The organism is Maribellus maritimus (genome assembly GCF_022267315.1).
In the GTDB taxonomy this organism is placed as follows: Bacteria; Bacteroidota; Bacteroidia; order Bacteroidales; family Prolixibacteraceae; genus Draconibacterium; species Draconibacterium maritimum.
In genome coordinates this window covers 252198-265152 of sequence record NZ_JAIKLE010000002.1, presented here as the reverse complement: position 1 = coordinate 265152, position 12955 = coordinate 252198, and the positions used below count along the sequence as shown (strand labels likewise).

General features: G+C 39.9%; 9 protein-coding genes. 6 read left to right on the top strand and 3 right to left on the bottom strand.

Annotated elements, in window-relative coordinates; all coding sequences use genetic code 11:
• Positions 1-49: 49 nt before the first annotated feature.
• A complete protein-coding gene (locus tag K5G00_RS03040; protein ID WP_238764211.1) occupies positions 50-1207 on the top strand; it encodes an iron-containing alcohol dehydrogenase in 1158 nt (385 codons plus the stop codon).
• A gap of 220 nt (positions 1208-1427) precedes the next feature.
• Here the strand turns inward: K5G00_RS03040 and K5G00_RS03035 are convergent, their stop codons facing one another.
• Complete coding sequence (locus K5G00_RS03035) at positions 1428-2237, bottom strand: aminotransferase class IV (RefSeq protein WP_238764210.1); 810 nt, start codon at positions 2235-2237, stop codon at positions 1428-1430.
• 53 nt (positions 2238-2290) lie between these two features.
• Between K5G00_RS03035 and K5G00_RS03030 the strand changes: the two genes are divergently transcribed.
• Entirely contained in the window at positions 2291-2854 is a 564-nt protein-coding gene (locus tag K5G00_RS03030; protein ID WP_238764209.1) for a hypothetical protein, read from the top strand.
• A gap of 83 nt (positions 2855-2937) precedes the next feature.
• Here K5G00_RS03030 and K5G00_RS03025 read toward each other — a convergent pair whose 3' ends face one another.
• Together K5G00_RS03025 and K5G00_RS03020 are read right to left on the bottom strand one after the other, a co-directional pair.
• Positions 2938-3918, bottom strand: coding sequence for an alpha/beta hydrolase (locus K5G00_RS03025; RefSeq protein WP_238764208.1), 981 nt, complete (start codon positions 3916-3918; stop codon positions 2938-2940).
• Between the two features lie 18 nt (positions 3919-3936).
• On the bottom strand, positions 3937-5496 hold the full coding sequence (locus K5G00_RS03020; protein ID WP_238764207.1) for a neutral/alkaline non-lysosomal ceramidase N-terminal domain-containing protein: 1560 nt from the start codon (positions 5494-5496) through the stop codon (positions 3937-3939).
• Between the two features lie 277 nt (positions 5497-5773).
• On the opposite strand from K5G00_RS03020, the gene K5G00_RS03015 reads away from it, so the two are divergent.
• The 4 genes from K5G00_RS03015 to K5G00_RS03000 all read left to right on the top strand — a co-directional run bounded on the left by K5G00_RS03015 (position 5774) and on the right by K5G00_RS03000 (position 12847).
• Positions 5774-6517 carry an RraA family protein gene (locus K5G00_RS03015; protein ID WP_238764206.1) on the top strand — a complete coding sequence of 248 codons (744 nt, stop codon included), beginning with the start codon at positions 5774-5776 and terminating at the stop codon, positions 6515-6517.
• Positions 6518-6519: 2 nt separating this feature from the next.
• A complete protein-coding gene (locus K5G00_RS03010) occupies positions 6520-7707 on the top strand; it encodes a sialidase family protein (RefSeq protein ID WP_238764205.1) in 1188 nt (395 codons plus the stop codon).
• A 27-nt stretch (positions 7708-7734) separates the two neighbouring features.
• Positions 7735-10170: an alpha-glucuronidase family glycosyl hydrolase gene (locus K5G00_RS03005; RefSeq protein WP_238764204.1), complete on the top strand. Its 2436-nt coding sequence runs from the start codon at positions 7735-7737 to the stop codon at positions 10168-10170.
• 97 nt (positions 10171-10267) lie between these two features.
• Positions 10268-12847 carry a DUF4838 domain-containing protein gene (locus tag K5G00_RS03000; protein ID WP_238764202.1) on the top strand — a complete coding sequence of 860 codons (2580 nt, stop codon included), beginning with the start codon at positions 10268-10270 and terminating at the stop codon, positions 12845-12847.
• Positions 12848-12955: the final 108 nt, after the last annotated feature.

Below are 12955 nucleotides of genomic sequence, written 5' to 3'. Positions count from 1 at the left end.
AACTAAGGTTAAAAAAAACAAAATAACATAACAACTAAAAGTTTTTGATATGAATAATTTTGAATACAAAAATCCTGTAAAAATTATTTTCGGAAAAGGAACGATTCCTTCTGTAAAAAAAGAAATACCTGAAAATGCAAAAATATTGATAACCTATGGTGGCGGAAGTATAAAAAAGAACGGTGTTTATGAGCAGATAAAAGAAGCACTGAACGACTTTGAACTTTTTGAATTTGGAGGAATTGAGCCAAATCCGCATTACGAAACCTGTATGAAAGCCATCGAGCTGGCAAAAAAAGAAAACATAACCTTTCTGTTATCTGTTGGTGGTGGTTCAGTCCTGGATGCTACTAAATTTATCGCCGCAGGGGCATTGTATGATGGTGATCCCTGGGATTTTCTTTCTCAAAGATATATTGTAAATGTTGAAAAAGCATTGCCGATCGGAGCCGTGCTAACGCTACCGGCAACCGGTTCGGAAATGAACGGAAATTCGGTGATTACCAAAGCTGAAACACAGGAAAAAATGGCTTTTGGTTCACCGGAAGTCATGCCTCAATTTTCAGTTCTTGATCCGGAATGTGTTTTTTCTTTACCCGACAGACAGGTGGCAAACGGAGTGGTTGATGCTTTTGTACACGTACTTGAACAATATCTAACTTACCCTGTAAACTCTCCGATACAGGATCGTTTTGCGGAAAGCATTTTAACTACACTTATTGAAGAAGGCCCAAAAGTTCTTGCTGACAGAAATGACTACAATGCAGCTGCCAACTTTATGTGGAGTGCTACTATGGCGCTAAATGGCTTGATTGCGACAGGAGTGCCACAGGACTGGGCAACCCACATGATTGGGCATGAGCTAACTGCATTTCACGGAATAGACCACGGACGCACACTGGCCATCGTACTTCCCGGAATGATGAATATAAAACGGGAAAATAAAAAAGATAAAATCCTGCAATACGGTGAACGTATTTGGGGCATTTCGTCAGGTAACGACGATGAAAAAATAAACAAAGCAATAGAAAAAACGATCAGTTTTTTTGAATCGCTTGGTGTGCCTACCACGCTTCCGGAATATGATATTCCTGAAAAAACCATTGGGAAAATTACCACCCGGTTCCAGGAGAGAAAAAGTAAACTGGGAGAAAAAGCAGATATTGACTACCAACAAGTGGGAGAAATTTTAAAAGACAGACTTTAAGTTATTGATATAAAATGAGGTCATCCCAAAAGTCATTTCATAATGGGATTAACTTACAATTCGTAAGTAACTGCTCTGTTTCTTACCCCTAAATCCCCTGTAGGGGACTTTAAGCTTCCCTTTTTAGGGGAGGTTTGGAGGGGTAAAACGAAAGCCGGTTATAAAGTAAAAGTTTCATTTCAATTTATTTTACTTTTGGGACAACCTCATTTGTTGAAAACTATCGGTTTTTCTTATCTGAAATATAACGCATTATCAAAGATTCGTAACTCTCAATAAGTTTGGTTACTACACTATTTTGAGTATTATAAAAGAAGTTTTCTATTTTATTAACCGGCAATATTTTGGGCGAAGTTCCGCTTAGAAAAACGGCATCAAACGAACTTATATCCCGGAGCAAAATATCTTCTTCTGAATATTTCAGATCGTTTTTAATCGCCAGATCAAGCACTTTTTGACGCGTAATTCCCAAAAGAACTTCGCCGGCAGGAGGAGTAAACAAAAAATTATCTTTGACAAAAAATACGTTACTCCGGCTTCCTTCGGTAATTCTCGCTTCCCCGTCTACAAGCAGAACTTCATAAAAACCATTTTCTTCAATAAGCTGATTTGCCTGCTGTCTGACGGTTGTCTGAAAAACTTTAGCATTCGGATTTTCCCTTTCAGCTTTTAAAATCCCACATGAAACCCCGTTTTTTATCATTTCAGGTGTAGGGTAATTATGCGCAATAAAAAATGCCTTAAGATTATTTTTGCAGGAAATCAGAATATTCCCTGTCTTAACTTCATTGTATTCAATTAACTGGTTCAATAAATTTTCAATCTGAATTTCACTAAAACGAATTATTTTCCCGGCAATTTCGGCTGAAGCATAAAATCTGTCCAAATGGTCTTCCAGAAACAACGGAATTCCGTCAACAACTCTTAGAACTTCATAAATGCCGCCTTCATTCTCTGAAGGGACAAATGATGAAACCGGCTGCATGGAATCGTTAAATACAAAAAAATAGTGGAGCGGTAAAAGTGCCATATCTATTGTTTTGTGGTAAATTTATTGTTTTGTTTTTAAAAGCATTTTCAATTGTGTATAAAATTCCTGTTCCTATAACATTTAATGTGCATAAACATCATTTCCGTTTTTTAAAACAGCAGATAAAAAAATGGAAGACAGAAGAATGGAATGTTGTTGAAAGGGAGATGCTTTTTCTCGGAGAAAATTTGTTCGATTTTTATATCGGGAGCTTAAGCGAAGAAAATATTTGTCAGGAAATCGTTGCATTTTGCAAGGATACAAACATTACCGGTTTTAGCAGGTTCAAACTGTGGATGGGAAGCGCTAAGTACCGGAAAATAGATTTAAGCGATTCCTCCCGGTGGATTATTAAACAAAGTATTAATCCCCAAAGATACATTCACATTCACCGGGCAAAATACTCCTGTCATTCCATACGAATTCGCGCTACAACCTTAAAAACTGTTGTAGCACTGCAAATTCAAAACATCAGTATTCAGGGAAATATGCAAAACAATTTAGAGCAGGTGAACAGAATTCGTAAAAATTATCTGCAACTTTCACAGGTAAAATCGTTAAGCTACAACAAGGGAATCTTTAAAATCTGGCGTTTGTTTGAGGAGAGCTCAGAGTAGAAATGAAAATCTTCTTCTCAGGTTTTATTGAATAGAAACTGGATTTATTTCGGATAGCCTCTGCTTATCATTTCCAGTTCACTTTATTTTACATACTGCTCAAAAAACGCATCCATTTTTTTCTGCATGTATTTATTCGGACGAACGGCCATATCCATTGCATGCGGCCAAAGTGGTAAGCGGTAGTATTCATTTGCTACTCCCAGCCGCTCCAACCTGGCGTGTAAAGAGTCCGACTGGCCGGGAGGAAGAAGATTATCTGAAGTTCCCCGCAAAATAAGCGTAGGGGGCAAATCTTTGTTTAGGTATTTTGCCGGCGATGCCTCCCAATACAATTCAGATTTTTTATTGTAAGCGCGACCTATAAAACCAGTAACCAAGGGTTGTGTTTGGGCATATGGGGTGGTCATATCAACCGGTCCGTAAATATCTACAATAGCTTTTACATTGTGTTTGGGAGCCTGTTCTCTTTTTCGCGGATTCTGCCAACCATAAGCAGCCAACATCGCTAAATGTGCACCTGCCGATCCACCAACCAAAGCAACTCGCGACGTGTCATAACCCCATTTATCTCCATTTTGAAAGAGAAAATCCACCGCATCGATCACATCCTCAGCCGCTGCAGGATAAACACTGTCCTTCTTTAAACGGTAAGAAATTGTAGCAGTCACATACCCTTTTTGGGCGTAGTCGAGCAGATAAACCAGGTAATCCTGCCGTTTGCCGCTTCTCCAACCTCCTCCATGAATAAAAATCAACAGCGGTGCTTTTTCTTCCAAATCCTTTTGTTTAAAAACATCAAGCTGTAAGGATTTCCCGTTTACCACCTTGTATTCAATATTTTTGAAAGCAGCTATTTTATCCGGGACTTCAGGCTCCATGTCAACAAGCTTTTCCAGCCCTACGCCAATCGCCAAATAATCCAGGAACTCAAAATGGTAACCGATGGGTGCTTTTTCGGGAAAAAGAAAGCCGATAACTCTTGGAGTAAGCATTAAAACAATAAAAACGGCAAGAAAGACCAGAAATATTTTTAGTAGCTGTTTTAACACCCTTTTAACCATTATTTGCGACTTTTTGATTTACATTTCTTTTAATTCCAACAACATCTCAGAGATGTTTTTATGCAAAAGAGGCGCCGTTTCTTTGCCTAGTGAATTCTCTTCGCCGTAGGGAGAATTGTCTCTGCCGTAAGTATAAGGAGCTTTCACATCCCACTGGCTCCGGGGGATAATGTATCCGATTTCATCGTTCGCCAAACCAAAAACAAACTTGTATTCTCCATCCATCATTTCGCGAATTGGCGGTTCCTCAACAGGCTGAATTCCAAAATCGTTTCCTTCAGGACTTTCTACACCCCCATTTACAATCTCTGGATAAATTTCACCTGGAATTGTGACAAAAGACACAGGCCCGATTTTAAAAACAGAAAGTTCAGAACGCATTTTCATCCATCCGTTTGTTCCCCTGTCCATCACACCAAGCGCGGTAGCTAACTTAAACAGATTATTTTCGATGGGCAGCGAAATCGTTCGAACCAACAACGAAATACTTGCTGAATCGATAGTAGTTTCAGGTTTACTCATTGCATTTAAAGCCAGTAACGACAACTGTTTTCCTTCTGCAGCAGCTTTTTTAAACGAAGGTTCTGCAAACTCTTCTCCGGTAAAAGGATCTTTTACGGCAAGAGAAGGATGAGTGCACATTAATCCTCCAACAGCTCCGTTTATATAGACACAAATACCTCCCACCCCGGGTTTTATTAAACTGTCGTTATAAAAAACGCCCTTTTCAATACCTTCGCGCACAAAATGCGGAAAATCAGATGAAATCAATAAGTTCTTACTCCACAAAGTTTCCGGATGATTTCCCCACGAAACCACTGTCCCAAGTACATTTTCATTTTCCTTGTCAATTGCTTTTATCAGTCTGAGGCCTGAATCAAAAACTTCAGGTTTACGCGTATCTTTTACCAGCGGAATGGCTCCAGTCAAATCTTCTGAAATTTCCAACATGGCGGGCCTTAATTTTTGAGCTGCGGTAACAACCGACTCAACAATCTGTTTTTTTACAAACTTCATGTACTCCTCATCCACACCGCACTTGAACGGCGACTCCCCCCATAACCCGAGTAGATCAGGGCCTTCATGCGTATGTGTTGATGTAATTATGGTGTATGTAATTCCTGCCTCTTCCGGTATCATCTTACGCACATCAATAACATCGTCGTTCATAAAACCAATGGCGTCGAGCGCAACAATAGCCAACCTTGTTTTTCCGTCGTCAACAACAAATGTGCGAGCCCAGATATCATCGTGTACCCCATTTGCTGGTTTTTTATTACTGAAACCCGCAATCCAAACCGCATCAAAAACACCATTTCCATTTTTATCAGTAAAAGTATCTCCGTCTTCAGAGTTGTATTTTGCGTCACCATTTTTGTCCTCCCAACGGTCTGGAACCTCCGGTGTAACAGAAATTGCTGCAAAACCAGCTTTCAGTTGGGCAGCGTCAGAACCATCTACTTTCAAATTAGCGGAGTAACCCGGATAACGGTCTTTCAAATTTAAATAGCTCCGCACAATGAATACAATCACAATCACCAAAAACAAAACACCTATTATTTTTATTATCTTTTTCATACCCGCGAACTTCAACTTCTATTTTTCTAAATTCAACAAAACTCTAATCAAAATAACAATATTGAACCAATTTATCATTCATCAATCTTATTCAAAGCACATTAAATTTTATCGATTTTCTCTATGCCAAGTTCAAATAGCTTCAATTTAACAATTATTCATGTATATCTCATAAAATTCCAGAAGCATTAAAAGTTAAAAATATTTAGGTTTATAATTCAATTCAGAAATGTAATCGTTTCTATTTTTAATAACTTTTAAAAGCACTATTCCAATTATGATTCCACATTCAGAATTATTGAAATTAAAACGTTGGAACACCCCTACCATCTACAATGGATGGGAGCAGATCACGAAATCGGATGCAGGCAAGGAAGGGTTCAATTTGGAGGAAACTACTGATTTTATGCCACAAATGGGTCCGATGGCAGGGTATGCAATTACACTTGCTATCGAGCCGGGAAATCCCGTCCATCAAAAAACAAACACGGATGTATGGGATGATTACAGAGCTTATGTAGCTTCAGTTCCGGGTCCCAAAATTGTTGTCGTTCAGGATTTGGATAAACCCAACACTTTTGGATCTTTCTGGGGAGAAGTAAACAGCAATATACATCGGGTTTTAGGCTGTGTCGGCACCATAACCGATGGTAGTATCCGCGATGTGGACGAAATGACAAATGCCGGATTTAAAGCCTTGGCCAAACGTTTGTCTGTAGGTCATGCCTATTCAACGCCCGTCAGATGGAATTGCGAAGTTGAGGTTTTTGGCCGCAAAGTAAAACCGGGTCAACTTGTTCATGCCGATAAACATGGTTTCCTTGTTATCCCTGAAGAAGATGAACAAAACCTGTTGAAAGCAGCTATTTTTATGGATAACAACGAATGTAATACGGTAATAGCAGCAGCACGAAATGCAGATGGAAAAACGAACAACGAAATTTTGAAAGATATAAATAAGGCTTCATCTCTTTTTAAGAAAGCAGTAAATGAAAGATTTGGAAGTAATGGAGAGTGGTAAAAATGAAATATTTAAAATTGATATATTTTATACTGCTTGCGTTGTTCATTTTAAACGCTTTTGGGCAGGAACCTGGCACAAAAATCCAACATGTAAAAGTATATTATGAGCCGGGGCGGTTTGGCGGCTGGCCTGCAAACAATGGTATCTGGAATTGGGGAAATGAAATCTTGGTTGGTTTTGCAAGAGGATATCACAAAGATTTGGGGCCACATATGCATAACATCGACCGTGAAAAGCCGGAAGAACATATGCTTGCCCGCTCAATCGACGGCGGCGAAACATGGACAATTGAGGAGCCAGGGAAAGATGGGGTTTTGATTGCCCGCGGAAGCTCACTTCATGGTACTGAACCCGATCCCGAACATATGAAACCCATTGTGCGGTTAAAAAAACCTATGGATTTTTCTAAGCCCGGGTTTGTGATGAAATTCTGGATGCTAAATATGAATCATGGTCCATCGGTTTTTTATTATTCATACGATAAGGGACATAATTGGGAAGGCCCGTATGAACTGGTAGTTGATGGAAACAAAAAAATTGCGGCGCGAAATGATTATATGATTGAAGATAAAAACAGTTGTATGGCCTTTTTTACTGCTGCAAAGAAAAACAACATGGAAGGCCGTGTTTTTGCAGCACATACAGATGATGGCGGACTTACATGGCATCTGGTTTCTTATGTGGGTGAGGAACCTGAAAAGGGGTTTAGAATTATGCCATCGACTGTACGAATTTCTGAGAATAAATTGCTGCTTACATCTCGGGTGAGAAGTGAAACCGTTGATTATTTTGAACTCTCGATAAAAGAGAAAAAAAACAGCCGGTATATTGATTCATGGGTAAGTAGTGACAATGGAAGAAACTGGAAATTTGCCGGAAAACCAGTGGATGATACAGGTGAAGGAAATCCGCCAAGCCTGATCAAATTACAAGATGGTCAGCTTTGTCTGACCTACGGTTACCGTGAAAAACCATACTCCATTTGTGCCAAATTAAGTTCCGACAATGGCCAAACATGGAGCGCCCCCATCATTTTAAGAACAAACGGTTCAGGAAGAGATATAGGCTACGTTAGAAGCATTCAGCGTCTCGATGGTAAAGTTGTTACTGTTTACTATTTTGAAGCTCCCGGGCAACCGGAACGATTCATCGAATGTGCCATTTGGGACCCCAAATTATATAAGTGAGTTTATAAAAAATCTATACCGAAAATTATGATGATGAACTTTGGACAAAAAAGATGGATGATTATTTTCTCTCTGATTCTTGTGATCGCAGGGAAAGGATTTTCACAAACCCTCGACTTAAAAGACGCCCAAATTATCTGTTTTGAAAAAAACGACAAACATTTATTGAAAGCGCTTACCGTTTTGCAGGAAGAGGTAAAAAATCGGAGTGGAATCCATTTACCCGTAAATAAAAAATGGAAACAAAAAGAAGGCTCAGTTATTGCTGTTGGTATAGAAGGGCAAATCGAAAAATTCCCTACAGCATATCAAAAAATAGTGGCAAGCTTAGCCCCGATAAATAGTGAAGGTTATAAAATAGCGGTATCTAAATCTTCTAAAACAGTGCTGGTCATTGGAAATGATGCCCGGGGTGTTTTATACGGTATCGGGAAACTGCTGCGTAAAATGGAAATTCGTCCGGGACAGATTCTTGTGCCAGACGATTTAAAAATTGCTTCGTCCCCCGTTTATCCGATTCGCGGACACCAGTTGGGCTACCGGCCAAAAACCAATGCTTACGATGCTTTTACGCCCGAAATGTTTGACCAGTACATAAGAGATTTAGCCATATTCGGTGCCAACAGTATTGAAATTATGCCCCCCCGAACCGATGATGATTTTACGAGTGTTCACATGAAACTTCCGGCAATAAAAATGATTGCTGAACAGTCGAAGATTTGTGATTCTTACGGACTGGATGTATGGATGTGGTATCCCAATATGGGCGAGGATTATGTGCATGCCGATTCCATAAAAAAAGAATTGGACGAACGCCGTGAGGTTTTTAAAGCAGTTCCTCGTTTGGATGATCTTTTTGTTCCCGGTGGCGATCCCGGAGATTTGGAGCCGGATATTCTTTTTGACTGGTTGGAAAAAGAGGCTGAAGTATTGCTCGAATACCATCCGAATGCAAAAATATGGGTTTCGCCACAGGTATTTCGCCCCAACCAGGCGTGGTTTGATGCTTTTTACAGCCGAGTAAACAAAAAGTATCCTTGGTTTGGCGGAGTTGTTTTTGGTCCCTGGATTAAAACACCTATTCAGGAGATCCGTAGAATTGTCGCTCCGGAAATTCCAATCCGGCGTTATCCCGACATTACACACAGTTTGAGTTGCCAGTACCCCATTCCGAACTGGGATTTAGCATATGCAATAACGTTGGGGCGTGAGTGCATCAACCCAAGGCCTACAGACGAAAAAATGATTCATAATGCTCTTGATGAATTTGCACAGGGAAGCATCAGTTATTCCGAAGGCACCAATGACGATGTAAACAAAATTATATGGAGCGATATGGACTGGAATCCGGAGACTCCTGTTATTGAAACGTTACGCGATTATGCGCGATATTTTATTAGCCCTGATTTTACGGAGTCGGCAGCACAGGGAATTATGGCATTGGAGCGTAATATCCAGGGCCCGTTGTTAACCAACACTGGTGTAATGAATACACTGTATCAGTGGCAGGAAATGGAAAAATACGCTTCAGAAAAGATGTTAAGCAATTTCCGTTTTCAGGAAGGATTAATCCGCGCTTATTTTGATGCTTATGAATATCAGCGGTTGATTTATGAAACCAATCTGGAACGACAGGCGACAGCCATCCTTTCGCAAGCTGCGGATAAAGGTTCGATGAAAGCAATCGATGAAGCAAGAGCAACTTTGGAGAAAGCACGGGACAATAAGGTGATGCCTGAGTTGCGGCAACGTTGTTTTGAACTGGCCGATTCATTATTTAGAAGTATTGGTGCCCAGCTAACAGTAGAAAAACATCATGCAATGGCAGGTCGCGGAAATTTCATTGATAATATTGATGTACCACTGAATAATGCATTATGGTTGCTTGATCAACTTTCTATGATTGAAAAGCTCACCGACGAAAATCAACGATTACAAAAAATTGAACAAGTCATTCAACGTAATAATCCCGGAACGGGTGGTTTTTACGATAGTTTTGGCTCACCTAAAAGTCAGGAAAGAATAATTTCCAATTTAAATTGGAAACAGGATCCGGGAGGACTAAAAACACCACGGATTAGTTTTGGCATAGGTTTGCAGGGTGAGGAATGGGTACACGAAGTAACAGCCAAAGGTTTCTCCGGAAAAGTTTCTCCTATTTCCTGGATGAACCAGGTAACGACTTTGTATGACCAGCCATTAAAAATCAGGTACGATAATCTGGATCCCAAAAGCAGCTATATCATCCGTATTGCTTACACCGGCCGGTTTCGTTCAAAAATGCAAATGTCTGCCGACGGTATACAGGTACATGGTTTTATCCAGACAGGCAAACAGCCTATTTATGAATTTCCGGTACCGCAACAAGCCCTTTCCGACGGGAAAGTTATTTTTCAGTGGACATGTGGCGAAGGTGAACGTGGCTCACAGGTCTCGGAGATTTGGCTGATTAGAAAGCAATAATTTATATTGTTTATTTAGTAGCTTTTCAGGAGGGATTCAACAATTCAATACCTTTTGATGAATTTCCGGAATTAAACCAACAAAAAATCAAACCGCTATGAAAAGAAGCGTAATCTTTATTCTTGTTTTCCTGTTCATCGAAATTATTTCTGTAAATGCACAGGACCATGCAATCCAAAAACTTCAGACGGGATCGTGGTTAAAGGACTGGTTACTGGTGGGCCCTATACCCTTGGAAAAGAAAAACGAAACTTCAGGTCATTTTAAACACATTTCCGGGTTTGAAACTGATTTTCTCAAATCTGTGGGAGGAGAAGCAAATCCTAACCTTAAAAAAAATGCTGTTGTAAGATTTACCGGAGGAAAAACCCGCTGCATTTTTTATCAGTCACCGGACTCAATGGTGAACCTTGTAAAAACACTTTCCGCCGAACCGCTAATTGCAGCATATGGGTATACCGAGGTTGAATGCCCTGAAACCCAAACAGTAAACCTGGCATTGGGAACAAATGATGGTTGCCGTGTATGGCTAAATGGGGAACAAATTCTGGATGTTCCGACAGAACGGGGACTTTTCATCGACGATGACATTATTCCGGTCGTATTGAAAAAAGGCAAAAATACACTCCTTATTAAAGTTGAACAACGCGGAGGAGTATGGGGATTTTGTGCCCGTTTTACCCCATTTTCAGTTGACAATTTAATAAGCAATGAAAGTTTGTTTTATGTATCTGCTCAGAAAGACGGAACTGCCCTTTTAAAATCAAATTATTCTGAGAATGTTTTGACAAAGCTTATTGACAAAACGGAAGTTGAGTTACTTTCGGAAAGCGGGCAGCAAATTGCAATGGAAAACAGAAAGCAAAGTGCCTTTTTAGGTCCAATGCAGGTATTCACAGACAAATATCAGGGTTATGTTGTTAATTTAAAATCCACATTAAAAACAGGTGAAATAGTATCTCAAAGAATTGAATTTAATGCCGGCAAAAGAGAAATATACACTCTCTTTTCAAAAGGAAAATCAGACTACAGGATTATTTTGTCTGACGATGCCTCTAAATCAGAAAAATGGGCAGCTGATGAATTGCAGCATTGGATTCAGGAAGTTAGCGATGCAGAACTCCCCATCGAAACGTTAAATTCTACGTACAAAGGGCCTAAAATTCTGGTCGGTTATAATGAGTTAACTGCACAAAAGATAAGCGCTCAAAAACCGGAAGCCGGCGATGAATCATTTCATTATCTTAATAATGGAGCAGATATTTTCATCTATGGCGGAAATGAACGGGGAACCATGTATGGTGTGAGGACATTTCTCGAAAAAGAACTGGGTTGCCGGTGGTATACCCCCTCGGTAACGATAACTCCCAAAAAAGCAGAATACAGCTTTGAAAATCTGTTTCACAGTGAAAAACCGGGAGTCAGAGTTCGAAACGATTTTTACTTTGAAGCTTTTGACCCGGTGTGGGCAGCTCGCAACAAAATGAACGGAACACTGAGCTTCGACAAAATAAATCCACAACCGGGTGGTACCGAAAATTACTGGTCAGTGCACACCTTTTACCGGTTTTTGCCACCTGAAGAATTTTATAAAGACCATCCGGAATATTACAGTTTAATTGATGGGAAAAGAATTTACGATCATGCCCAACTTTGTCTCACCAATCCCGATGTTTTTAAAATTGTAACCGAGAGACTCAAAAATACGATGAGAGAAAATCCGGATTACCTCATCTATTCTGTTTCACAAAACGACTGGAGAAATCCGTGTCAATGCGAAAAATGCCAGGCAATTGCGCAAAAAGAAGGAAGCGAAGCAGGTCCAATTATCTGGTTTGTGAACCAGGTGGCCGAAGCCATTGAAAAGGAATTCCCTGATAAATTTGTAGGTACGCTGGCTTATCAGTACACCCGTACCCCGCCGAAAACCTTTAAGCCACGAAAAAATGTGGTTGTAAGGCTTTGTAGCATCGAATGTTGTTTTTCTCACGATTTCCAGACTTGCCCTGAAAATCAATCTTTCCTTAACGATTTGAAAGAATGGGCGACCATCTCTCCGCATCTTTATATCTGGGATTATGCGGTTAATTTCAGTCATTACATTATGCCGTACCCCAATTTTAACGTCCTTCAGTCAAACATAAAAACTTTGCGCGACAACAAAGCCATCGGGATTATGGAACAGGCTGCCTATCAAAGCCGTGGTGGCGAATTTGCCGAACTCCGTGCTTACCTGATTTCAAAATTGTTATGGGATCCGGAATGTGACACTAAAAAAGTTATTGACGATTTCATGTATGGCTATTACGGACGTGCAGGTCAATATGTGCGGGAGTATTTTGATTATCTGCAAAACCGGGTGACTCCTGAAACACACATCCATTTAGGGTTATCACCGGATGACATTTTGTTTTCCGGGAGTTTTGTGGCGGATGCTGAAAGAATATTCCAAAATGCGGAAAAGGTAGCTGATAACACTAAAATCCTTCACCGGATTGAAATGGCTGAGTTACCCATTCTCTACCTTAAATGCAGGAAAAATCCGGAACTGGCTATCTACGATGGCACTTATACAAAATTTAACCGAATTGTAAAACGCGAAGGAATTACCCATTATGCCGAATCCGGTGAAAGGAACAGAACTGAATTTCATCTGCGGATGGAAAGTTTTAAATGACAGGTATTTATGCAGGGAATTAAATTAACAAATTGCTACCGTTATCTTTTTTATATTGATAAATCTCTCTGATATGATGTTTATTGTAGTAAATAATGACAAAAATTT